Raw genomic sequence first — 22,320 nt, 5'->3', positions numbered from 1 at the left:
CACCATCAGCGGAACGAGTTCCGCTGCGGTTACCCCAAATCCACCAACTGGAGGGCTGGTACGGCGCGATAGGGGAACTGCAATGTACCAAGTCCTGATTTGCCTGACGACGCAGCACGATTGGCGGTTCGTCATCCTTGCCCTGACGACCTGCTGGCTCGCCGGTGCGGTCGCGATCAGCCTGTTTCACCGGGCCAGGGCGTCGCAAGGGCTTCCGCGGGTGGTCTGGATCGGGCTGGATGCGGTGGCCGGCGGCCGCGGGATCTGGGCGACGCATTTCATTGCGATGCTGGCCTATCAGCCCGGCATGGGCGTCGGATACGACATTCCGCTCACCCTGCTGTCACTGGCCCTTGGGGTGTCGATCGCGACGGTAGGCTTGACGATTGCATTGCTGAACAACCGCGTCTCGACGGCAGCAGCTGGCGGCGCGATCGTTGGCCTTGGCATTGCCGCCCTGCACTACGTTGGCATGATGGCCGTTGCATTTCCGGCGCGCGTCGAATGGTCGCCCGGCATCGTGCTCGGTTCGGTGCTGATCGGCAGCCTGTTCGCGGGGCTGGCGCTCGTGGTTGCGACGCGCAGCGATGATCGCAACCACGGCATCGGCGCGACCGCACTGCTGACGCTGGCCGTCCTCTCGCTCCATTTCACTGGAATGGGCGCAATGACCGTCATTCCCGATCCCAGCGTCGCCGTTGACCAGATGTCGATTTCGCCGGTCGCTCTTTCCTCCCTGACGGCGGTCGTGACCTTCGCGTTTCTCGGGATCACGCTGGTTGCGGCCATGCTCGACCGTCGTGCCAAGGGCGAAATGCGCCAGCAGAAGGTTCTGCTCGACACCGCGCTCGGCAACATGTCGCAGGGCCTGTGCATGTTCGATGCGAATGGCCGCATCCTCCTGGCCAACGACCGTTACGGCGCGATGATGGGCCGGTCCAGCATTCCGCTGCGGGGCCGCCTGCTGCGCGACGTCCTGCAGGACCAGAAGCTGAACGGCGAATGGGACGGCGATCCCGATCAGTTCGTCGCCGATGTGATGGCGGAAGCCAGCGCCGGCCACACCGTGACCAAGGTGGTGACCAGGGGCGACCGCTCGATCCGCGTTGTCGATCAGCCGATGAAAGGCGGCGGCTGGGTCGCGACCTTCGAGGATATCACCGAGTGGCAGCAGGCGCAGGAGCGGATTTCGCACATGGCGCGCCATGATGCGCTGACCAATCTGCCCAACCGGACGCTGTTCCGCGAACAGCTCGAAAAGGGATTGCGGCTCGCCCGGCGCAGCGACCAGCTCGCGGTGCTCTGCCTCGATCTCGATCATTTCAAGATCATCAACGATTCGCTCGGCCATCCCGTCGGAGACGCGCTGCTCAAGGCGGTCGCGCAGCGGCTCGGTGAATGCGTCACCGAGAACGATACCGTGGCCAGGCTCGGCGGCGACGAATTCGCGATCGTGCAGTTCTGCGGGGATTGCGACCCATCGGTGGTGGCCGCGCTCGCGAGCCTCATCGTGGAGAAAATCGCGGCTCCTTACGACATCGGCGGCCATCAACTCGTGATCGGCGTCAGCATCGGCATCTCGCTGGCGCCCGAGGACGGCAAGAATCCGGACGAATTGTTGAAGAAGGCCGATCTCGCGCTCTACCGTGCCAAGGCGGACGGCCGCGCCACCTATCGCTTCTTCGAGACCGGGATGGATGCACGCGCGCAAGCGCGGCGCATGCTCGAGCTCGACCTGCGCAAGGCGCTGCAGCGTGATGAATTCGAAGTTCACTATCAGCCGATCCGCGACGTCGCCCACGACCGGATCGTCGCCTGCGAGGCCTTGCTGCGCTGGAAACATTCGCTGCGCGGGCTGATCCCGCCGGGCAATTTCATCGGGCTTGCGGAAGAAACCGGACTGATCGTTCCGATCGGGGAATTCGTGCTGCGCCAGGCCTGCGCGGATGCGGCCAGCTGGCCGCAGGACGTCGCGGTCGCGGTCAATCTGTCGCCGATCCAGTTCAAAAATCCGAACCTGGTGTCATCTGTGAAGGCGGCGCTTGAGGACACCCGCCTTGCCGCGCATCGGCTCGAGCTCGAGATCACGGAGACGGTGCTGCTGCAGAACAGCGAGGCGACGCTTGCGGTGCTGCACGAACTGCGCGCGCTCGGCATCCGCATCTCGCTGGACGATTTCGGCACCGGCTATTCGTCGTTGAGCTATCTTCGCAGTTTCCCGTTTGACAAGATCAAGATCGATCGCTCGTTCGTCAGCGACCTCGCGACGCGGGAAGATTCCATGGCGATCGTCCGCGCCGTGACCGGGCTCGGCAAGAGTCTCGGCATCGTCACCACGGCGGAGGGGGTCGAGACCGATGCGCAGTTCGAACTGCTGCGTCGCGAGGGATGCACGCAGGCGCAGGGCTATCTGTTCAGCGCGCCGCGACCCGTCGCCGAGGTGATGAAAATCCTGGCGGAAAGGTCGCCGCAGCGCCTGAGCGCTTAACTCCTGCGCAGCGCAAAATGCGCGCCGCAAAACGCCATCGCACCGCCGAGGCATAGCGCGGCGAGGCCGGCCTCCACGATCGAGATGGTCGAGATCGAACTCGGTGCCGACGCCACCTGGCCAGCGCCGGCAAGAATCAGGACGCCGACTGCGATCAGGAACTGCCGCATCCGCGGCGGGATCTCGCCGGCGACGGCGCTGTGCATCAGGTTTGCGGTGAAGTAGCCGCCGCAGAACGCCACCGTCGCGATCAGCCACCAGGCGATCGCCGCGCCCGCCGGCATGGTCTCGTGGGTGTCGGAGCGCCACAGCCCGCCAAGATCAAGGCCGTAGCGCATGCCCAGCATGTGCACGGCGAGCGCCAGCAGCACGCCGGAAAGCATGGCGCCGCCGAGAATCAGGTGGCGTGGAAAAGAGGTCGTCTCGTCCATGGTCTGCTTGTAGGATGAAGCCGGCGCGCTGCGCAAGCGGCGCGGTCAGCCGATACTCCGGGTTGTGGAATTTGCCGAAATCATCAGCCAACAATAGCGCCGAGCGAGGCGAGGACACGCCGACGCGCTATGCCTACAAGGCATCATTGATCGGATCGGCGCATCAATTCGAATTGACCGATGCCGGATTGTCGTGGCGCATCGCCGGTCGTTCCGGCGTCTGGTCTTATCGCGATATCTCGGCGGTCCGCCTCTCATACCGTCCGGTGTCGATGCAGTCGCGCCGTTTCCGTGCCGATATTGCGAATGCCAATGGCGGACGCCTCGCCATCCTCTCGACCACCTGGCAGACCGCGACACTGATGGCGCCGCAGGACCACGGCTACCGTGCCTTCATCGAGGAATTGCACCGACGGATGAAGGCGGCCGGCAGCAAGGCGGTGCTGACAGGCGGGCTCGGGCCTGTGACCTATGCGGCGGCGCTCGCGGTGTTGGCGGTGCTGGCGGTCGCGATGATCGGGCTTTTGCTGCGCGCGTTGTTCACCGGCGAATTCATCGCGGTGCTGTTTCTGATTGGCTTCGCCGTCCTGTTCACCTGGCAGATCGGCGGCTTCGTCGGCCGCAACCGGCCGCGCAGCTACGGCTTCGATCATCTGCCGGATACGTTGCTGCCGTAGCTCGCTTCACTCGGTCGCGTCAAAATCTTCTTCCTTCGCGATCAAGATGCCCGACAGCGCCCGGAGTCCGGTTTCGAGCTGCTCCAGCGTCGGCGCGCCCAGAGCCAGACGGACCGCGTTGGGTGCATGTCCCGGGGCGACCGCGAAGGTCGTCGACGGCGTCAACGCGATGTCGCGACGGGCGGCTGCGGCTACGAAAGTCTGCGAGCGCCAATGCGGCGGCAATGTCAGCCAGAGATGATAGGCCTTGGTATTGGCCTGGATTTCGAACCCGGCGAGCAATTTTGCGGCCATCTGCTGGCGGCGCGCCGCGTCGATCCGCTTCAGCCGCGTGAGCTCGGACACGGTGCCGTCACCCATCAGCCGCTGCCCGGCAGCAAACGCATAGCCTGACGCCGTCCATCCGCCGGAGCGGACGGATGCCATGATGATCTCGCGCAGCCGTAGCGGAGACACGATGAAGCCGAGCGCAAGCCCGGGTGCGACTTTCTTCGAGAGGCTGTCGAGCACGATGCAGCGGTCGGGAGACAGCGCAGCGAGCGGCGGCTCATCGTCGAGAAATCCGTAGACCGTGTCCTCGATGATGGTGAGGTCGAGCTTCTCGACCACGCGTAGCAGATCGGTGCGCCGCGCGGCCGGCATCGTGATGCCCAGCGGGTTTTGAATTGTCGGTTGCAGATAGAGCGCCGTGAGATGTGCCTCGCGGTGCGCTTTCAGCACCGCGTCGGGCCGCACGCCGTGCTCGTCCATCGCCAGCGGCACCAGCGTCACGCCAAGCCGCACTGCGATGCCCTTGATGAAGGGATAGGTCAGCGCCTCGACGCCGCAGCGCCCGCCCGGCGGCACCAGCGCGGCGAGCGCGGCCGCGATGCACTGCCTGCCGTTGGCGGTAAAGACGATCTGCTCGGCGCCGGGAGACCAGTTCTTGCGGGCAAGGAACGCCGCCGAGACCTGTCGCACGGTTTGCGTGCCCGTGCTGGTCGACGGCCGCAATGCGGCCTCGAGCGCCTCTGTCCGCTCCAGCCCTTGCAGGCTTTTCGCGATCATCGCCGCCTGTTGCGGCAGCAGCGGATAGTTGAATTCCATGTCGATGCGCGCGCCATGCGCCTCGGGCGACGGCGCGATGCTGCCTCGCGCGTCGCCGGAAATGAAGGTGCCGCGGCCGACTTCGCCGACGACGAGACCGCGCCGCAACAGCTCGGTGTAGACCCGGCTCGCGGTCGACACCGCGATCTTGCGCTCATAGGCGAAACTGCGTTGTGGCGGCAGGCGGTCGCCAGGTTTCAGCGCGCCGCAGGCGATCTCGGCGGCGATGGCGTCGGCAAGCCGCAAATATTCGAACTTCGACATTATTGCACCGAGGACAATGTTTCGCTTGAACCGAGATAATTACCGGATCATGTAGAGGGCATCAATCCTACGATTGTACTGAGGATGCGCAAGCAATCCGAGGTCAATACGGCGCTGCGACAGCATTTGCGCCGACGGCATCGCTTTGCCGCGCGGGAGAAAGCCGGAGAGAAGACGATGTCGACGCTATCCTCGGCCGCAGACCAGCCCGCGCAGCCGGGCGCATTGGGCGGACTGGTTCGCCGGATCGAAGCGGGCGCGCATGCGCTGCTCACCTATCTGGAGCGACGCGCCGCCATCAAAACACTTCGCGGACTGGATGACCGCGCGCTGCGCGACATCGGCATCTCACGCTGCCAGATCGAGGCCGCCGTTGGCGGGGCGCTCAATCCCGCGATGGGAAAGCTCAGATAGGTCGTGGGTTAGTGCCGCACCACCAGCACCGAACACTTGGCGTAGCGGACCACGTGGCCGGCATTGGAGCCTAGGAAATAGGTGCGCATCGCTGGGCGGTGCGAGGTCATCACGATAAGGTCGGCGTGCATTGCCGCCGCTTCCTCTAGGATCTCGTGATAGATGCCGCCCTGTCGCACCACGCTGGAAATGCGCGATGGCTCGATGCCGCTTTCCCGGGCCACGATCGCCAGCGCTTCCTCGGAGGTCTGCCGCTGTTGGGTATCGAAATCGGCCGGCACATATTCGGCCAGCATCACCGGCGTCATCGGCAGCACGTTGAGCAGGCGTACCGTACCCCTCCAGTTTTCCGCGAGCGTTGCCGCTGTCGCGATCGCGGGCTTCGCCAGATCGGTGTCGGCCAAATCGATCGGCACCAGAATGGACTTGAACATCCACGCCTCCTGTCCGCTCAACATTGACACGGCAAGCGGCGATTCCCGCGCCTGCCTTGACTCTAGTTTTGACGCGTTTTCTTCACGCGAACCGGAATCCACTTCGCTGGAAAACGCGCTAGTCGTCCGAAGTCTGCTTCAATAGTTTCGGGCTGACAAACTGTACGAGCTTGCCGCGACGGAACGCCACGTCGGTCCAGTCGTGCGTCGGGAAGTCGAAGATCGCAAGACCGGAGGTTGGCAGGTTGTGATCGAGCGCTTTCTTCGCAGATGCGTCGCCGCTGCCGATGAGGGTGAGGGCAAGCTCATGCATGCCGGGATTGTGGCCGACCAGCATCAGCCGCTTGGGGTCGCTGGCCGAAGCCATCCGAATCGTGTGCAGTAGGTCGGTCGGATCGGCGCCGTAGAGTTCCGGTAGGAACTCGACGTCTGGCGGCGATACGAGCCCTTTCATCGCTTGCCAGGCGACTTCCCAGGTCTGATGTGCCCGGACCGCGGGCGAGACCAGCACGCGGTCAGGAAATGGCGGATGCCGGCCGATCCAGGCGCCGATCTCCGCGGCATCACGGTGGCCGCGCTCGTCGAGCCGCCGGTCGTGATCCTGGCCCGTGGGCGATTCGGTTTCGGTCTTGGCGTGACGCAACAGCATCAAACGGCGCATGGCGCAATCTCAATTCGGCGTGTTCTGGATTAATCTTACATGCTCATGCCCGCGACAAGGTGACAAGCCGTGTCGCGGTCCGTAAGAAAACGACATGAGCGAGACTTCCACAAGTGCGACCGACCATCGCGATGCTGCGATGCCGTTCCCCTCGCGCCTTTCGGTCGAGCTGGACGTCGATATCTGCGTGGTCGGGGCGGGGCTTGCCGGACTGACGGTGGCGCGGGAGGCGGCGCGGCTTGGCGCCAGTGTTGCGGTGCTCGAAGGCCGCCAGGTCGGCTGGAACGCCTCAGGTAACCAGCTCGGCACGGTGATGCCGGGATTCAATCTTCCGCTGTCCGAGCTGATCGAACGCGTCGGCCTGGAAGACGCCCGCGAACTCTTGGCGCTGTCGAAGGCCGGCGCCGATTACGTTCGCGCGACCGCGACCGAGGAACTGATCCCGGGCATCGCGTTCAGCGAGGGTGCGTTGCAGGTTTCCACCGTCGATGTCGGCGAGACCCTGATCAGCCGGCTGCAGACGCTGGCAGAGGATTTCGAGACCGAGGTCGAGGGCTGGCAGGTCGACCGTGTGCGCACCACCATCAGGACAAAGCGCTATTTCCATGGCATCTACTATCCCAAAGCGTTTCAGGTTGACGGCCGCAAATATGTGCATGGCTTGGCGGCGCTTGCGCAGCGGGCAGGGGCGCGCATTTTCGAGGACACGCCGGTGGTCAGCATCGACTTCTCCGGCATCCGCAAGCGCATCGTTACGCCTTCGGCGCGCTTGCGAGCGTCCCATATCGTGCTCGCCGGCAATGTTCATCTCGGCGCGCCGCTCCAGCGCCTGTCGGACACGCTGCTGCCTGTCTGGCGCTATGCGGCGGTGAGCGAGCCGCTTGGCGAACGGCTCGCGGAGGCGCTCGCCTTTCACGGCTCGGTCAGCGACAGCGACGGCATCGATCATTTCCGAATCGTCGATGGCGACCGGCTGATGTGGGCGAGCCCGGAGACGACATGGAACGCGAAGCCGCAGCGTTTCGCGCCCGCCATCCAGCGCCGCATCGCGACCGTCTTTCCGCAACTCGGCAAGGTCGCAATCGACGATGTCTTCGGCGGCGCCGTTGGCGTGACCGTGCATGGCATGCCGCAGATCGGCGAGCTGCGCAAAGGCCTCTGGGTCGCAAGTGGCTTTGGCCGGCAGGGCATGAACACCTCGGCAATGGCCGGGCTGTTGATCGCACGCAGCATCCTGTGGGGCGACGAACGCTGGCGGCTGTTCTCGCCGTTCGAACTGGTCTGGGCGGGCGGGACGACCGGCCGCATCGCGGCGCATCTGATCAGCCTTTTCGGGCGGGGCGCCTCCGCCGCCACCAACGCACTGGCGCGCTATCGGGAGGGCGTGCGCGCCAAGGAGCGCGTCCGCAACGCACGTCTCGCCGAGGCCAATCGCCAGTACGGCACCCTGCCGCGGCCGCCGCGCCGCCGCCCGGCGCCTGGTGGCCAGCGGACTGCGCACCCGCAACCGTCTGTGCCGCAGGAGCCGTATGGCTCAAGCTCGCAGAAAAGTGAGGAGATCAGGGACTGACCGGTGTAACGTCGCAATCCGGTGTGCCGTATCTGACAGCGAACAATCGTCATCCGCCTCCACGGAGACCATCATGATTGACCGCCGTTTCCTGCTTGCTTCCGTTGCCGGCCTGTTCAGCCTCGCCGCTTTCCGCTGGCTGCGTGGTTCGCCGGCGCAGGCCGCCGAGAAATTCGAGATCGAGAAGACCGACGCCGAGTGGCGCGCGCAGCTCACGCCGCAGCAATATGAGATCCTGCGCAAGCAGGGCACGGAGCGGCCCTGGTCCAGCCCGCTGTTGAAGGAGCACCGCAAGGGCATCTTCGCCTGCGCAGGCTGCGACCTGCCGCTATTCTCCTCCGACACCAAGTTTGAAAGCGGGACCGGCTGGCCGAGTTTCTATCGGCCGCTCGAAAACGCCGTCGGCACGACGGAAGACCGCACCTTCGGCATGGCGCGTACGGAGGTGCATTGCCGGCGCTGCGGCGGCCATCTCGGCCACGTCTTCGACGACGGTCCGAAGCCGACAGGCCTGCGCTACTGCATGGATGGTTTTGCGCTGGTCTTCCACCCGGCGGCCCCCTCGGCCACCTGAGTTCTCGTGATCACGCGAGATGGAACGAGCACAAAAAAGGCCTCCCTTTCGGAGGCCTTTTTTCCTTGATCGTGTGATCGTCTCACGCCGACTTGCGCTGGTCCTCCTGCGCGGGGGCGTCGAGCTTCCTTGCGCTTTGCAGCAGGGCCTCTTCGTGTGCGATCAGCTTCTTGGACTCCTTCAGCGCGTGATAGAGGTCACCGTTGAGGATGTGGTTGTTGATGTTTTCGATGAATGGCCAGCCGCTTGGCATCGCCGTGATGATGTCGCGCACCAGGCTGAAATAGGTCGGATGGTGCGCCATCGGGTCGGGCGAGAGATACATGAGCTGCACCGCGAGGTAGACCAGCTTGGCCGGCGTGTCGGCTGTCTCCGGCGTCAGAATGTCCTTCTCGCGCAGGATCGGAATCCTGTCGCCGTCGATCAGGAGGCGAGCCCGCTGATCGGTGTTGGTGACCACGCAGGAGCCGATGATGATCCGCTCGTTCGGCTTCAGCTCGACCTTCAATGCCATTCCCGTTCTCCTCTGCCGCCATTCCCGCGCGATGCGTCGTTGCGACGAAATCGAATCATGTCTGGCGCGCGTCCGCCGTTAAGACCGATGGCGGCCGATCGCGCCGCAATCCTTTCCGATCATGGTTAACAGTTGGTAAACGCCATTCCTGCTGTGTTCGCCCTTCGGTCCGAAGGCGCAGCAAATTCAGTAGTACTCCGGAGTAACTGTGCTGCTGCGTAGCATTTTCGCGCTGTTCGCTGGCCGGAAATCCGACCAGGAAGATTCATTTTTTCTTAGGAGGCTTGGTTCCAAGGTGAGCCGTCGTCCGATCAAAAAAGATTGGAAGCGACTTGTTCCTGTTTCACACCAGAAAGGTATGAAAATGTCCGGCATTGTTCTTTCGGCATCGGTACGCCAGAACCTCCTCTCGCTGCAGTCGACAGCCGATCTGCTCGCCACCACCCAGAGCCGTCTTTCCACCGGCAAGAAGGTCAACTCGGCCCTCGATAACCCCACCAACTTCTTCACCGCCGCCGCGCTCGACAATCGCGCCAGCGACATCAACAACCTGCTCGATGGCATCGGCAACGGCGTGCAGGTGCTGCAGGCGGCCAACACCGGCATCACCTCACTGCAGAAGCTGGTCGACGGCGCCAAGTCGGTCGCGACCCAGGCCCTGCAGTCGACCGTCGGCTATTCCGCCAAGTCGAGCGTGAGCGTCAAGATCAATGGCGCCACGGCCTCGAACCTGCTCGGCACCGGCGCGTCGATCGACGCGGCGTTCACCGGCACCAACCAGGTCAACAACCAGACGGTCACCTATACCGCTTCGACCGCCAACGGCACCGCGATCGGCGCGTCTCACCAGAACGCCTACACTAGCAACACCTCCACCGGCACGGTTGCGCTGCAGGACAACGCAGGACCGCCAGCGGTGGCAGTCAATAACCTCACCTCGCTCAACTCTGGCGGCGCTAACCACCTTGATTCCGCCGTTCTGGCCTCGCTCTCCGGCCAGACGCTGACCATCAACAACAACACCATCACCTTCAGCGCGACGGCGACGGCGACCACGACGACCGGCAACAACACCACGATCGGCCTCAACACCGGCACCACCTCGACGTTCGGTGACATCCTTACCGCGATCGGGACCGCGGCGGGCGCCGGTGTGACCGCCACCGTTGACGGGACTGGCCACATCCTGATTGCAACCGGCACGACGAACGATGTCACCATCACCGGTGGCGCTGCGGCGACCGCGCTCGGCATCTCCACCACCAACCGCGGCGGCGGCTCGATCGTTGCGGCAACGGCCACCGCAACGACGCTGATTGGCGTGCCGGCGACTCCGGGCTCCGACGCGTTGAGCTCTGCTCTCACCACGTCGGACTACCTGCAGATCAACGGCAAGACGATCCAGTTCCACGCCGGCACCGGCGTTACCGGTTCGATCGCCGCCAACAACTACTCGATCGGCCTCGCCGACGGGACGATCGGAAGCATCCTGAGTGCGATCAATCAGGCCGCGCCCGGCGTTACCGCCACGGTCGATGGCACTGGCCAGATCAATATCGATACCGGCACCACCAACGACCTCAGCCTATCGGGCTCGCTTGCCGGTACGTTGAGCAAGCTTGGCCTGAGCGGTGTCACGAGCGTGACCCGCGCGCCCATTGCTACACCTGAGATCACCGGCGCTACTCTGCTTTCCGGTGCTTCGACTGCGACCAGCGATGCGTTGAAGTCGGCCTTCTCCTCGGGTGACACCATCACAGTCAACGGTAAGCTCCTGAGCTTCGTGACCACGGGTGCAGCCGATGATAACCACATCAACATCACCGACAACATCACCACCCTGTTGAGCAAGATCGATACGTTGTCAGGCAATACCGGCACCGGCTCCACGCCGTCGACCGTCGCCGGCGGTCACATCGTGCTCCATACCGGCGCTAGCAGCGACCTGACGATCACGAGTTCGAACGCCGATGCGCTCGCAGCGCTCGGCCTCGGCACCGGCGTCAGCCAGGCCCGCGGCACCGGTCCGTCTCCGCTCAACGGCCAGACGCTGTCGATCGCCTCCACCGGCGGCGGCGTCGCAACCAGCATCACCTTCGGCGGTACCGGCCCGGGCCACGTCAACTCGCTGAACGACCTCAACGCGGCGCTGTCGTCGAACAATCTACAGGCCACACTGGCGCAGGACGGCACGCTGACGATCACCACCTCGAACGACGCGGCCTCCGCCACGATCGGCTTGATCAGCGGCACTGCGGCTCTTTCGGGCCAGTTGTTCTTCGGCAAGACCCCGAGCGATCCGGTGGTCGATCCGAACGCCAGCGCCGCTCGTGACGCGCTGGTCACCCAGTACAACAACATCCTGAACCAGATCACGACCACGGCGCAGGATGCTTCCTTCAACGGCGTCAACCTGCTCACCGGCGACACGTTGCGGCTGACCTTCAACGAAACCGGCAAGTCGACGCTGGGGATCTCCGGCGTCAACTTCAACTCCGCGGGCCTTGGCCTTGCGGCGCTGTCGGCCGGTGACTTCAAGGACAACGACTCCGTGCAGAAGGTGGTGAGCGGGCTCAACAACGCCAGCAGCACGCTGCGCGCCCAGGCGTCGGCCTTCGGTTCGAACCTGTCGATCGTGCAGATCCGTCAGGACTTCTCGAAGAACCTGATCAACGTGCTGCAGACCGGCTCCTCCAACCTGACGCTGGCCGACACCAACGAGGAAGCGGCCAACAGCCAGGCGCTGTCGACCCGACAGTCGATCGCGGTCTCCGCGCTCGCGCTTGCCAACCAGAGCCAGCAGAGCGTGCTGCAGTTGCTCCGCTAAGCGCAGCTTCACCAGATCAAGAATGGCGCGAGACGGCGGAGGAAACTCCGCCGTCTTCGTTTTGGTTAAGGCGTGGCGTGGCGGCTTCCGCCGGAAAACGGACACATTTGGTAATCCTTGCTAACCATATTTAAAGGCACCGTCTGTATGAAAGTTGGGCACTTTTTGAGACCCCGCGGTCAAACCGCTCCCACCGAGGTTCGTGAATGTCAAACGCAGCTCAGGCCTACGCACGCACGTCAACTACGACGGCGTCCCCCCGTGAAATCGAAGCGCAGGCGCTGCTAAAGGCTGCACGACAGCTTCAGGAAGTTCAGACGAACTGGAATGGGCCCGACAAGGCGATGCAGAACGCGCTGCTGTTCAATCGCCGCCTGTGGTCGATCTTCATGAGCGCTGCGCAGGCCAATGACAATCCGCAGCCGCTCGAAGTGCGCCAGAACATCACCAATATCGGCGTATTCGTGATGAAGCAGACCGTCGAGATGCAGATCAATCCGGATCCGGCGAAGCTGAAGTCGCTGATCGACATCAACTGCAACCTCGCCGCCGGCCTCGCCGGCCGCGCCTAGGCAGAGTGGGGCGGCTGCAATGGCCGACATGATGGGCATCCTGGCGGCCAACTACAAGGCCGTCGGGCTGAACGTTCCCTCCAAGACGCCCTATGTAGCTGTTGATCCTCAGCTCTACGAGGGCAGTTGGACCGGCAAATACGCCAACAACAAGTCGTTCAAGATTCAGGTCTCGAACGTCACGGGCTTCCGCGCCAAGGTGCACTACGAGAGCGAGGGCACCAGCAAGTACCAGGATGTTCTGATTAAGGATCAGTCGTTCCGGATCGGCGATACCAAGTTTACGCTGACCGCGATCGGCACGGCGCTGATCAAGAATGTCGTCAACGATCCTGCGACCGGGGGAACGTATCTCGACCAGGCCTACGCGAAGCGCCAGGGCTAGAGCTTCGTTTCGAGAACCGAAGCTTTAGATTTTTTGTTTGACGCGTTTTCTTCACGCGAACCGGTATCCACTTCGCTCGAAAACGCTCTGAAGCGTCAGGCCCTGCGGTCGGTGGCGCCGAGACGCGTCGGCGCTTCCTTGGTCAGGTCGAGCGTGCGGAAATAGGCGCGGCGGCGCAGCACCGCCTCTTCGGGAAACTGCCTCACCACCTGGCTCGTGCGGTTGTCGACGACCTGAAAGACAACGGAAGCGGCGTCGCGATCGATAATGACTTGATTGGAAACGGACGCGTTGACGACGTTGGAATTGATGCTGGCGCGCGCGCCAGCATCCGTCGCAGTCACGCTCCGGCTCGGCGGCAGTTCGGTTGGGACGGCATTCCGCGCCGCTTCGCTAACGGGAGCGGTGATCGGTGCCGCAACCGGTACCCCGACCGGCTTGATGCTGAAATCTGTACTCATCACGCCTCCTAGTGCCTGCGCACTAGCTAATGCTTCGAGTCAAATCCCAACCCTCCATGAACCGCAACTATAGGCCACACCTCTCAACAGGTTGTTAGGGAATGCGCTGAATGCCGCGCTTACATCAGCGCGACAATTTTAATGAATTAGAGCGACCGGCTGACCGCGAGCGGCGTCATGTGGCGCGGACCAGGCGCGGCGCGCCGGCCGGCGGCGGTGTAGGTATTCGGCACGTTGCGGCGCTGGATCTCGCTGTTGACGCCGCGCACGATACCCTCCGACACCGCATGCGCGGTGGCGAGAACAGTCAGATTCACCTGAAGCATCGCGCGGAAGGTGTCGTGATGGCGGCGCAGCGTGTTCAAGAGATCGGGCGCTGCCTGTGCTAGCTGCTTCTGCGCAGCCTTCACGTTCTCGACCGCGACCATGTAGCGCCGCGACAATTCCGATTTCTGCGCTTCCAGCAGCATCGCCTCGCGTACCTTGCCGGCACGTACCAGTTCCGTCTCGCGCTCGGTGATGCCGAGCAGCGCGCTCATCACGTCCATCAGTTCTTCCGCGATCTTGCGGATTTCGGCAGGTGTCGACGCTGCAGACGCGGCTTGCGCCGGCGCCGGCCGCGATTGAAGACGCTGGTTCATCTTGTCCTGATCTCCTTAAGCTTGGCTGGCGCCGCCTGCCTGCTGCAGGATCAGCGTGCGGAACACTTCGTTGGAAATGCCGACGCCGCCGGATTTCGCGAACGATTTCGAATATTCTTCCGTCAGCATCGAGCGCCACACGCCGGTGCCGGGCGTATCGCCAAACGGGCCTTCGCCCTTGATGCCGCTGGTCATCTGCGAAAACATCGAATTGAGAAACAGCGCCTCGAAATCCTGCGCCTTCGCGCGGGCCTTGGCCTGCATTTCCGGTGAGACCTTGGTCAGCGCTTCCGCAAGTTGCGGGTCGTTGCGGCCATTGCCGCGCGGCGCGCGGTAGGGATTGGTGAGGACGTCGGCAAATCCGCTCTGCATCACATCACCTCGATGTCGGCCTGGATCGCGCCGGCCGCCTTGATCGCCTGCAGGATGCTGATGAGATCGCGCGGGCCGATCCCGAGCCCGTTCAGTCCATCGACGAGTTGCTGCAGCGAGACGCCGTCTTTCACCACGGCGAATTTCTTGCCGTCTTCGGTAACCTGTACATTCGAGCGCGGCGTCACCACCGTGCGTCCCCGCGACAGCGGATTGGGCTGGCTCACTTGCGGGCTCTCGGAGATCGACACCGTGAGATTGCCTTGCGCGACCGCCACGGTGGCGACGCGAACGTCGCGGCCCATCACGATGATGCCGGAGCGCTCATCGATCACGATCTTCGCCGCAAGATCCGGATCGACCTGCAACTGCTCGATCTCGGTCAGGAAGGCGACGACGTTGCCCTTGAACTCTGCCGGGATGTTGAGCTGCACGGTTGAGGGATCGATCGGCTCGGCGGTCTTGACCCCGAGGAAATCATTCACCGCCGCCGCAATGCGCTTGGCGGTGGTGAAGTCGGCATTGCGCAGCGCGAGGCGGACATTGGGCAGGCGATTGAGCGTGAACTCGATCTCGCGCTCGATGATCGCGCCGTTGGCGATGCGGCCGACGGTCGGGACGCCGCGCACGACCTTGGCGGCTTCGCCTTCGGCCTGGAAGCCGGAGATCGCGAGCGTGCCCTGCGCGACCGCATAGACATTGCCGTCGGCGCCGAGCAGGGGGGTGACGAGCAGGGTGCCGCCACGCAGGTCCTTGGCGTCGCCGAGCGCGGAGACCGTGACGTCCATCCGCGTGCCCTGCGTGCCGAAGGCCGGCAGATTGCCGGTGACCATTACGGCGGCGACGTTGCCGGTGCGGATGGTGGCGCCGCGGATGTTGACACCCATCCGTTCCAGCATCGCCTGCAGCGATTGCTTGGTGAAGGGGATGTTGTTGAGCGTATCGCCGGTGCCGTTGAGGCCGACCACGAGGCCGTAGCCGATCAACTGGTTCTGCCGCACGCCTTCGATATTGGCGAGGTCCTTGATCCGCGACGTCGCTCCGGCCGGCAAAGCGGTCAGCGCGAGCGCGAGCCACGCGGCGCAGGCGGCTGCGAAATAGTGTGCCGAACGGATGCCGGGCATCCCTTTGCTCCCCTCGAGGTCTTCCATCGGACCGGCACGCCACTCCCATAGCGGCGATCCGCCCTTCACTATGCGAGGGCTGTGCCATGGCGGGGTGATGCATCAAATAACTGATATCTTTAGTGAAATTGCGCGATCGCCATTCGCGCTCCGTTTTCCGGCGGAGTCGAAACTGCCGGCCGGCGGCAGATTTTGCCGGGTCGTTTACGGTCCCTTAACCATAAGGGGGCGAAAGTTCCGCCCAGCACGCCCGCGGGATCATCGACGATGCGCATCTCAGGACCGAACGGCACCACGCTTGGAACGCCCGCGAGCAGCACGCGGCGGAACAGTTCGAGCAGCTTCGCGCTGCCGGAACCCTCGACGGAGGCGGGCGAGGTTCGCTCCGGCGCCGCGCCGAAGGCTGCCGGCAATATCGATGCGCTGCTTGCGCTTCAGGGCGTCGAGGACCCCATAGAACGCCGCAAACGCTCGGTCGCGCGGGGCCGCGGCGCGCTCGATGTGCTCGATGAGCTCAAGATCGGCCTTCTGGCCGGCAATCTGCAAGCGACCACCGTGGCGCGCCTGCGCGATGCCGCCGCCAGCCTGAAATCCTCCTCCGGCCATCCCGGCCTCGATGCGGTCCTGTCCGAGATCGAGCTTCGCGTCGAAGTCGAGCTCGCCAAGGCCGGGCAGGCCTAAGGGCGGTTGCCTTGATAGCAATTCGTTCGGTCCGGTCAGCGCGGATTTAATTCCCCAGGCCGGGCAAAAAGGACTGATCCGGCCCCTTCATGCGCGGGGATGCTGGTGCCGGACGAGCGCACTGACTGGTCCCGGCGGAACGGGGCCAACTTGCCTGTGTAAGGGGGTGGAAATGGCCATTCGTAGCAGTTGCACCGATATTGTCTGTCACATGAGGTAGCTATATAAGGCGCCGCGCGGATGACCCATTTTCGTCCGCCTGACAGGGACATGGACTGCCTTTGGAAAAGCTGAAGAACTACCGGCCTTCTGAAAAAGAGCCTTTCATGAACGAGCGTCAGCGCGACTATTTCCGCGCCAAGCTGCTGGCCTGGAAGGATGAGATCCTCCGCGAATCGAAGCTCACGCTGCAGACCTTGCAGGAAGAGAACGTCAATCACCCCGACCTTGCCGACCGTGCTTCCTCCGAGACCGACCGTGCGATCGAGCTGCGCGCTCGCGACCGCCAGCGCAAGCTGATCTCCAAGATCGATGCCGCACTGCAGCGCATCGAGGACAACACCTACGGCTATTGCGAGGAGACCGGCGAGCCGATCTCCCTCAAGCGGCTCGAGGCTCGTCCGATCGCAACGCTCTCGGTCGAGGCCCAGGAACGTCACGAGAAGCGCGAAAAAGTCTATCGCGACGAATAGGGTTGGGCTCGCGGCGGTGCCATTGAAACCGCCATCCGGCGGAGGTAGTTTCGCGCCGCCATGATGACATCCATTCTCAACTTCGCGTCGGTCTTCTTGCTGGGTCGCTGACCCAGCCGCCGCTGCCTGCGGCATCCCATTGGACCGATTGAGCCGGACCGCCGCTGCATGACGCAGCGCAACAATGTCTGGCGCCAGCTTGAGAGATCATCATCATGACCGACCACGAACGCGCGCGTTCGCTCACCGACGCGCAAATTGCCCAATTCATCGAGCACGGCTTTGTCAGGATCGACGACGCTTTTCCGGGCGAGCTTGCCGCGGAAGCGCGCGCCATCCTGTGGCGTGACTTGCCATGCAGCGAGCACGCGCCCGCAACATGGACGCGCCCGGTGGTCCGACTGGGCTTCTATGGCCAGCCACCGTTCCGGCAGGCGATCAACACGCCGGTCCTGCATAGGGCGATCGACCAGATCGTCGGGAGAGGCCGTTGGTGGCCGCGACAGGACATCGGCACCTTTCCGGTACGCTTTCCGCATCCGGACGATCCCGGCGACGCCGGATGGCACGTCGACCTCAGCTTTCCCGGTGAGGATTGCGATCCGAATGAGCGGCAGGATTTCTCGGCCTGGCGCGTCAATGTCACCTCGCGCGGGCGTGCATTGCTGATGCTGTTCCTGTTCTCCGATGTCGGCGAACAGGATGCGCCGACACGCATCAGGGTCGGCTCGCACCAGCCGATGGCTCGCTATCTCGCACCCGCAGGCGAGGCCGGCCGTGCCCGCATGGTGCTGGACGAGATCGGCGCCGACTGTCCGATTGCGCTCGCGACCGGCGCGGCCGGCACGGTCTATCTCTGCCATCCCTTCCTGATTCACGCCGCTCAACGGCACCAGGGCAGCGCGCCGCGCTTCATGGCACAGCCCGCGCTGCCATTAAGGGAGCCCTACCAGCTCGCGCGTCCCGACGGCGCCTATTCGCCGGTCGAGATCGCGATCCGGCGGGCGCTCGGAATGGCGAAATAGCGTAAAGCTGCGAAGCGACATTCAGGTGAGTTCGGCGTCGAGTGTCGCTTCGCGCGCGGCTGCATGGCCGCGTGCGCCATAGGTCTTTGACCACGTGAGCAATTCGCGGAATGCTGGCAAGAGTCCATAAGCGGCGTCGGTCAATTCGTATTCCACCCGCAGCGGCTTTTCGGCAAGCACGGTGCGAAGAACCAGGCCGTCGCGTTCGAGCTCGCGCAGTTGCGCGGTCAGCATGTGCTGGGTGATGCCGTCAAGCGAGCGGCGCAGGGCGCCGAAGCGGATCGCCCCGTTCATCAGCGAAAAAAGAATCTCGAGTTTCCATTTGCCGCCGAGTGCGTGAATGGCGTGCTTGAAATCGCCGAGCAGTGCCGGGTCGGGCGCGCAACCTGCGCATTCGGCGGAATCGCAGGGCGAGGTGGTATTGTTTTCCATACCGGTCTCGAATTTCATCCTACTTGTCCCGCTGCAGATAGTGGCCCAGATGCGGATGTTGCAGGCCGGCGAAACGAATTTCCGCGCCGAGGCCGAGGATTCAGGAAAGGCTTTGTCGGATGAGCACCGTTTTGGTTACGGGTGGATCGGGTTTCATCGGGGTTCACACCATCCTGCAGTTGCTGGTCGCGGGGCATCAGGTGCGCACCACGGTACGCCGGCCGGAGCGCAGCAAGGATGTGCTGGCGATGCTGCACCAGGGCAATGCGCCATCGCCCGAGAGCGTATCGTTCTTCACTGCCGATCTCACGCAGGAGGCCGGCTGGCGCGAGGCGATGGCCGGCTGCGACTACGTGCTGCATGTCGCCTCTCCGCTCAGCAGCAGTGTGCCCAGGGACGAGAACGAGATGATCATTCCCGCACGCGATGGAACGCTGCGGGTGCTCCGCGCTGCGCGCGATGCCGGCGTCAAGCGTGTCGTGGTCACGTCGTCGATGGGGGCGATCGGCTACGGCCACCCGCCGCAGCCGCAGCCGTTCGACGAGACGAGCTGGACCAATCTCGATGGCGACGACGTGTTCGCCTATGTCAAATCGAAGACGCTCGCTGAGCGCGCGGTCTGGGATTTCATTGCGAAAGAGGGCGGCGGACTGGAGCTTTCCGTCATCAATCCCGTCGGCGTGTTCGGTCCGGTCCTGGGACCGGATTTCTCCGGCTCGATCGACATCATCAAGATGCTGCTCAATGGCGCGATGCCGGCGGTGCCGCGAATCCATTTCGCCGTGGTCGACGTGCGCGACGTGGCGGAGCTGCATCTGCGCGCGATGACCTCGCCGGCGGCGCGCGGCGAACGCTTCATCGCGGTTGCCGGAGATCCGATGTCGATGCTCGACATCGCAAACCTCCTGCGGCGCGAGCTCGGTTCCGCCGCCCGGCGGGTGCCGCGCTTCCAGGCGCCGGACTGGGTGGTGCGGTTGGCCGCAATGGGCGTTCCGGTGCTGCGCTATGCCGTGCCGATGCTCGGCAAGGTCCGCCGCTCCACCAGCGCGAAGGCCCGCGAAAAGCTCGGTTGGACGCCGCGCCGCGACGACGAGACGATCCTTGCGACCGCCGAAAGCCTGATCAGGCTCGGCCTTGTCAAGGCGTGAGCGCGTATGTGACGCGCTTGTCAAGCGCGCGCCGTGGTGCTGAATTGCCATCTCGACAACGCAATCCGGGAGGTGGCCATGGACAGGACCGCAGCGGCCGCAAAGGCCATCGCCACCGCTCGCCGTAACCGCGCGCCGCTGGCGGCGCTGCCGGTGGATCTGGTGCCGGCCGATGAGGAGGAGGGCTATCAGGTCCAGCGTGCGGTGCATGACCTGTTGCTGCCGAAGGTCGGCGCGCTCGTCGGCTACAAGATCGGCTGCACCAGTGCCGTGATGCAGGACTATCTCGGCATCGACCATCCTTGCGGCGGCGGCGTGTTCGAGAAGGGCGTGCATGAGAGCGGCGCCGAGCTCAAGATGGCCGACTATGTCCGCGTCGGCGTCGAATGCGAGATCGCGGTGAAGCTGGCGCGCGATCTGGCGCCGGGCGAGGCGCCGTTCACCGCCGAATGGGTGGCGGAGGCGGTCGCGGAGTATCGTCCCGCGATCGAGATCGTCGACGACCGCTATGCGAAATGGGAGGCGATGGGCGCGCCGACGCTGATCGCAGACGACTTCTTCGCCGCCGGTTGCGTGCTGGGCACAGCGGTGCCGCGCATCACCGCGCCCGATCTGCACGACGTCAAGGGCCGCGCCCTCATCAATGGCGAGGAGGTGGCGAGCGGCACCGGCGCCGACGTGCTCGGTCATCCCCATAACGCACTCGCCTGGCTTGCCAACCATCTTGCCGCCGAAGGCAAGGGCTTGCATGCGGGACAGGTGGTGCTGACGGGCAGCCTGGTGAGGACGATATGGCTCAATGCCGGCGACAGCGTCGTGATGGAGCTCGCCGGACTGGGCAAGGTGAAGGCCACGTTCGCGTGATGGGGTAGGGTGGGTTCGAGCGCGCTGCTCTCTCGCTGTCGTCGCCGCGAAAAGCGGGGACCCATAACCACAGGGAGTTGCTGTGGCGCAAGCAAGCGGTTGCAGCGGAGCACACGACAAAGTCCTGTGGTTATGGGTCCGGGGTCAAGCCCGGGACGACGGGGGAGAGATCGGATTCAAATTTCAAACAGCTCTCCGCTGTCATCGTCCGGCTTGACCGGACGATCCAGTATTCCAGCGACGGCAGTGCTTGAGCCGAGAGGCTGCCGGATACTGGATGCCCGCCTTCGCGGGCATGACGGTGGAGTTGGTGAGAAGATGCGAATTCACGTTCTCGCGGCGCGTTCCGCCCGAGCTTTGCGTCACTTTCCACCCTCTCATCCGCCTGCGCCGGCGGCATGATGGATTCCGGGCTCGCGCTGCGCACGCCCGGATGACGGATGAAGTTGTGGCCCCTTACGCCGACACGTCGACGAGCTGACCCTTCTTGTCCGCATTCTTGTGGAGTTGCTGCTCGATGAGGTCCTTGATCTTCTGCTCAATCGCCTGGCGCTGTTGCGGCGTCATGCTTTGCAGGTCCTGCTCGGTCAGGTTCATGCTCTTCAGGATGTTCGCGCGCATCCGGTCGATCGGGTTCATGTGCGCGTATTTGAGGAACTCCTGCTCGATATCGTTGCCGAGGGAGGTTTCTCGCGCGGGTTGGGTGGAGGTTTGATCGTCGGCGCTTGAGACGTCCTTCGCGGCAGTGTTCTTCGTGCTCGCGGTCACAAAGCTATAGGAGGAGATTGTTGGCGATATCTGCACGTCGCACCTCATTGGTGACTGCAGAAGCGGCACGCAAAGCCTGTGCCATTATGTGCGCGAGCTATTTCAAGGGGATAGGCGCGATCGTCAGGACGTTTCGACGGCGGATGGGCAAGATCTGCCCGGCGAAGTTTTCCCGCTCTTGTGAATGAGCCACATTATTCGATGTCACTTCGGTGATCGTTGCAAGTCGCGGACTATCACGGTCAGGAAAGGCGGCGCGATCCATGATTGGCGCCGGCGCTGCGGCTCACCATCTCGACTGAGTGTGATTCTGCATCGTCCAGGAGACCAGAATGAAATACGCACTGATCGGCGCCGCTGGCGTCATCGCGGCGGCTTTCGCAAGCCCGGCATCGGCTCAGGCGGTGATCGAAGATCCCGGCTACTGCGCGCAGTTCTATCCCGATGCCAATTGCCAGAATATCGGGCCGGGCAATCCCTATACCGACGGCAACTGGCGCAACGATTGGCCGCCTGCGCGACACGCGTTCATTGAACGGCATGCGCGCCACCAGCGTCATCTCAGCCATCACGAGATGAATGGCAGGGTAGGCTAGAGCGCCAAGCGGTAGGTGGATTAACGTCCCGAGCTTCGCTTCAGCGCGCGACGGCGCAAGCGCAATCGTCGCGAGCAGGGCGGCGGGTTACGCCTTACAGCTTCGTGCGTTGAGGCCGCCGAGACTGGGGGGCGGCTAACCGACCCTACGAAACTATGCCGATCATCCAACCGCAAACGGCTTGGCGGGGCGGTGGCGGTCGGCCTGGCTCTGCGGCAGCCGTGTCACGCCGGCAGCGCGCTTGATGCCGCGCTCTGACGGCGGCTCCGGACGGGGAAACAGGTTGGCCTCGAAACGTACGCCCGGCGCTTGCTCCGCGGTGCCTGAGCACACCGCGGTCTGGCCCTTGAACACCCCGGTCAGCTTTGCCTCGACCTCGTCGACACCGAACACGGTGGTCGGGCCTTCGGCGTAGCGCTTGGTCGTCAGCGTTGCGGTGAACCGGTCTTCGTCGAGCTCGTAAGTGCCGCTATAGGTGAACATGCAGTCGCCGCCCGAGATCCTGCCATTTGCAAGATAGATGATCCCGGTGCCTTCGCCGTGCGGCGTCCGAAACCAAACGGCATATTCGCCATCCCTGATCATCGAACACACCCATAACGAGAAAATTTGCGTCGTG

General features: G+C 63.9%; 26 protein-coding genes. 14 read left to right on the top strand and 12 right to left on the bottom strand.

Annotated elements, in window-relative coordinates; genetic code table 11:
- Positions 1 to 82 precede the first annotated feature (82 nt).
- Positions 83 to 2,488 carry a bifunctional diguanylate cyclase/phosphodiesterase gene (locus YY7_RS0112765; RefSeq protein WP_028163591.1) on the top strand — a complete coding sequence of 802 codons (2,406 nt, stop codon included), beginning with the start codon at positions 83 to 85 and terminating at the stop codon, positions 2,486 to 2,488.
- Here YY7_RS0112765 and YY7_RS0112760 read toward each other — a convergent pair.
- Positions 2,485 to 2,919 (bottom strand): hypothetical protein, encoded by a 435-nt coding sequence (locus tag YY7_RS0112760; RefSeq protein ID WP_028163590.1) that lies wholly within the window; start codon positions 2,917 to 2,919, stop codon positions 2,485 to 2,487. The genes YY7_RS0112765 and YY7_RS0112760 overlap by 4 nt on opposite strands.
- 71 nt (positions 2,920 to 2,990) lie before the next feature.
- Here YY7_RS0112760 and YY7_RS0112755 point away from each other — a divergent pair, with 71 nt between their 5' ends.
- Positions 2,991 to 3,596 carry a hypothetical protein gene (locus YY7_RS0112755; protein ID WP_035690002.1) on the top strand — a complete coding sequence of 202 codons (606 nt, stop codon included), beginning with the start codon at positions 2,991 to 2,993 and terminating at the stop codon, positions 3,594 to 3,596.
- Between the two features lie 6 nt (positions 3,597 to 3,602).
- Here the strand turns inward: YY7_RS0112755 and YY7_RS0112750 are convergent, their stop codons facing one another.
- Positions 3,603 to 4,946, bottom strand: a complete 1,344-nt coding sequence (locus YY7_RS0112750; RefSeq protein WP_028163588.1) for a PLP-dependent aminotransferase family protein — start codon at positions 4,944 to 4,946, stop codon at positions 3,603 to 3,605.
- Between the two features lie 84 nt (positions 4,947 to 5,030).
- On the opposite strand from YY7_RS0112750, the gene YY7_RS0112745 reads away from it, so the two are divergent.
- Positions 5,031 to 5,360: a DUF1127 domain-containing protein gene (locus YY7_RS0112745; protein ID WP_245287265.1), complete on the top strand. Its 330-nt coding sequence runs from the start codon at positions 5,031 to 5,033 to the stop codon at positions 5,358 to 5,360.
- Positions 5,361 to 5,368: 8 nt separating this feature from the next.
- Here the strand turns inward: YY7_RS0112745 and YY7_RS0112740 are convergent, their stop codons facing one another.
- Both YY7_RS0112740 and YY7_RS0112735 read right to left on the bottom strand, forming a co-directional pair.
- On the bottom strand, positions 5,369 to 5,794 hold the full coding sequence (locus YY7_RS0112740; RefSeq protein WP_028163586.1) for a universal stress protein: 426 nt from the start codon (positions 5,792 to 5,794) through the stop codon (positions 5,369 to 5,371).
- 118 nt (positions 5,795 to 5,912) lie between these two features.
- Positions 5,913 to 6,455: a SixA phosphatase family protein gene (locus tag YY7_RS0112735; protein ID WP_028163585.1), complete on the bottom strand. Its 543-nt coding sequence runs from the start codon at positions 6,453 to 6,455 to the stop codon at positions 5,913 to 5,915.
- A 94-nt stretch (positions 6,456 to 6,549) separates the two neighbouring features.
- Here YY7_RS0112735 and YY7_RS0112730 point away from each other — a divergent pair, with 94 nt between their 5' ends.
- Both YY7_RS0112730 and msrB read left to right on the top strand, forming a co-directional pair.
- Positions 6,550 to 8,025, top strand: a complete 1,476-nt coding sequence (locus tag YY7_RS0112730) for an NAD(P)/FAD-dependent oxidoreductase (protein ID WP_028163584.1) — start codon at positions 6,550 to 6,552, stop codon at positions 8,023 to 8,025.
- A 73-nt stretch (positions 8,026 to 8,098) separates the two neighbouring features.
- Positions 8,099 to 8,599, top strand: a complete 501-nt coding sequence (gene msrB / locus YY7_RS0112725; protein ID WP_028163583.1) for a peptide-methionine (R)-S-oxide reductase MsrB — start codon at positions 8,099 to 8,101, stop codon at positions 8,597 to 8,599.
- An 82-nt stretch (positions 8,600 to 8,681) separates the two neighbouring features.
- Here msrB and flbT read toward each other — a convergent pair whose 3' ends face one another.
- Positions 8,682 to 9,113, bottom strand: coding sequence for a flagellar biosynthesis repressor FlbT (gene flbT, locus YY7_RS0112720; protein ID WP_028163582.1), 432 nt, complete (start codon positions 9,111 to 9,113; stop codon positions 8,682 to 8,684).
- A gap of 364 nt (positions 9,114 to 9,477) precedes the next feature.
- On the opposite strand from flbT, the gene YY7_RS0112715 reads away from it, so the two are divergent.
- From YY7_RS0112715 to YY7_RS0112705, 3 genes are all read left to right on the top strand, one after another.
- Positions 9,478 to 11,940, top strand: a complete 2,463-nt coding sequence (locus YY7_RS0112715; protein ID WP_028163581.1) for a flagellin — start codon at positions 9,478 to 9,480, stop codon at positions 11,938 to 11,940.
- A 206-nt stretch (positions 11,941 to 12,146) separates the two neighbouring features.
- Complete coding sequence (flaF, locus tag YY7_RS0112710; protein ID WP_028163580.1) at positions 12,147 to 12,512, top strand: flagellar biosynthesis regulator FlaF; 366 nt, start codon at positions 12,147 to 12,149, stop codon at positions 12,510 to 12,512.
- Positions 12,513 to 12,531: 19 nt separating this feature from the next.
- Positions 12,532 to 12,897, top strand: coding sequence for a hypothetical protein (locus YY7_RS0112705; RefSeq protein WP_028163579.1), 366 nt, complete (start codon positions 12,532 to 12,534; stop codon positions 12,895 to 12,897).
- A gap of 95 nt (positions 12,898 to 12,992) precedes the next feature.
- Here YY7_RS0112705 and YY7_RS0112700 read toward each other — a convergent pair whose 3' ends face one another.
- The 4 genes from YY7_RS0112700 to YY7_RS0112685 all read right to left on the bottom strand — a co-directional run bounded on the left by YY7_RS0112700 (position 12,993) and on the right by YY7_RS0112685 (position 15,495).
- The gene (locus tag YY7_RS0112700; RefSeq protein WP_028163578.1) at positions 12,993 to 13,358 is read right to left on the bottom strand and encodes a flagellar protein FlaG; all 366 of its coding nucleotides are present in this window, start codon (positions 13,356 to 13,358) and stop codon (positions 12,993 to 12,995) included.
- Positions 13,359 to 13,504: 146 nt separating this feature from the next.
- The gene (locus YY7_RS0112695; protein WP_028163577.1) at positions 13,505 to 13,999 is read right to left on the bottom strand and encodes a hypothetical protein; all 495 of its coding nucleotides are present in this window, start codon (positions 13,997 to 13,999) and stop codon (positions 13,505 to 13,507) included.
- A 15-nt stretch (positions 14,000 to 14,014) separates the two neighbouring features.
- Positions 14,015 to 14,371 (bottom strand): flagellar assembly peptidoglycan hydrolase FlgJ, encoded by a 357-nt coding sequence (flgJ, locus tag YY7_RS0112690; protein WP_028163576.1) that lies wholly within the window; start codon positions 14,369 to 14,371, stop codon positions 14,015 to 14,017.
- Complete coding sequence (locus YY7_RS0112685; RefSeq protein WP_028163575.1) at positions 14,371 to 15,495, bottom strand: flagellar basal body P-ring protein FlgI; 1,125 nt, start codon at positions 15,493 to 15,495, stop codon at positions 14,371 to 14,373. Before YY7_RS0112685 ends, flgJ begins: the two co-directional genes overlap by 1 nt.
- 267 nt (positions 15,496 to 15,762) lie before the next feature.
- Between YY7_RS0112685 and YY7_RS0112680 the strand changes: the two genes are divergently transcribed.
- The 3 genes from YY7_RS0112680 to YY7_RS0112670 all read left to right on the top strand — a co-directional run bounded on the left by YY7_RS0112680 (position 15,763) and on the right by YY7_RS0112670 (position 17,893).
- Positions 15,763 to 16,176 carry a flagellar assembly protein FliX gene (locus tag YY7_RS0112680; RefSeq protein ID WP_028163574.1) on the top strand — a complete coding sequence of 138 codons (414 nt, stop codon included), beginning with the start codon at positions 15,763 to 15,765 and terminating at the stop codon, positions 16,174 to 16,176.
- Positions 16,177 to 16,502: 326 nt separating this feature from the next.
- On the top strand, positions 16,503 to 16,868 hold the full coding sequence (gene dksA / locus YY7_RS0112675; protein ID WP_196237262.1) for an RNA polymerase-binding protein DksA: 366 nt from the start codon (positions 16,503 to 16,505) through the stop codon (positions 16,866 to 16,868).
- Between the two features lie 215 nt (positions 16,869 to 17,083).
- The gene (locus YY7_RS0112670; RefSeq protein ID WP_028163573.1) at positions 17,084 to 17,893 is read left to right on the top strand and encodes a phytanoyl-CoA dioxygenase family protein; all 810 of its coding nucleotides are present in this window, start codon (positions 17,084 to 17,086) and stop codon (positions 17,891 to 17,893) included.
- Between the two features lie 21 nt (positions 17,894 to 17,914).
- Here the strand turns inward: YY7_RS0112670 and YY7_RS0112665 are convergent, their stop codons facing one another.
- A complete protein-coding gene (locus YY7_RS0112665) occupies positions 17,915 to 18,343 on the bottom strand; it encodes a winged helix-turn-helix transcriptional regulator (RefSeq protein WP_028163572.1) in 429 nt (142 codons plus the stop codon).
- Between the two features lie 101 nt (positions 18,344 to 18,444).
- Here YY7_RS0112665 and YY7_RS0112660 point away from each other — a divergent pair, with 101 nt between their 5' ends.
- Complete coding sequence (locus YY7_RS0112660) at positions 18,445 to 19,473, top strand: SDR family oxidoreductase (protein WP_028163571.1); 1,029 nt, start codon at positions 18,445 to 18,447, stop codon at positions 19,471 to 19,473.
- 78 nt (positions 19,474 to 19,551) lie between these two features.
- Positions 19,552 to 20,337 carry a 2-keto-4-pentenoate hydratase gene (locus tag YY7_RS0112655; RefSeq protein WP_028163570.1) on the top strand — a complete coding sequence of 262 codons (786 nt, stop codon included), beginning with the start codon at positions 19,552 to 19,554 and terminating at the stop codon, positions 20,335 to 20,337.
- A 456-nt stretch (positions 20,338 to 20,793) separates the two neighbouring features.
- On the opposite strand, the gene YY7_RS56490 is transcribed toward YY7_RS0112655, so the two are convergent.
- Positions 20,794 to 21,141 carry a hypothetical protein gene (locus YY7_RS56490; RefSeq protein ID WP_155255141.1) on the bottom strand — a complete coding sequence of 116 codons (348 nt, stop codon included), beginning with the start codon at positions 21,139 to 21,141 and terminating at the stop codon, positions 20,794 to 20,796.
- Between the two features lie 296 nt (positions 21,142 to 21,437).
- Between YY7_RS56490 and YY7_RS0112645 the strand changes: the two genes are divergently transcribed.
- Positions 21,438 to 21,701, top strand: coding sequence for a hypothetical protein (locus YY7_RS0112645; protein WP_028163569.1), 264 nt, complete (start codon positions 21,438 to 21,440; stop codon positions 21,699 to 21,701).
- A 162-nt stretch (positions 21,702 to 21,863) separates the two neighbouring features.
- Here YY7_RS0112645 and YY7_RS0112640 read toward each other — a convergent pair whose 3' ends face one another.
- Positions 21,864 to 22,286, bottom strand: coding sequence for a hypothetical protein (locus YY7_RS0112640; RefSeq protein WP_028163568.1), 423 nt, complete (start codon positions 22,284 to 22,286; stop codon positions 21,864 to 21,866).
- Between the last annotated feature and the right edge of the window lie 34 nt (positions 22,287 to 22,320).

The organism is Bradyrhizobium elkanii WSM2783 (assembly GCF_000472865.1).
In the GTDB taxonomy this organism is placed as follows: Bacteria; Pseudomonadota; Alphaproteobacteria; order Rhizobiales; family Xanthobacteraceae; genus Bradyrhizobium; species Bradyrhizobium elkanii_A.
This window is presented reverse-complemented; position numbering and strand designations above follow the sequence as displayed.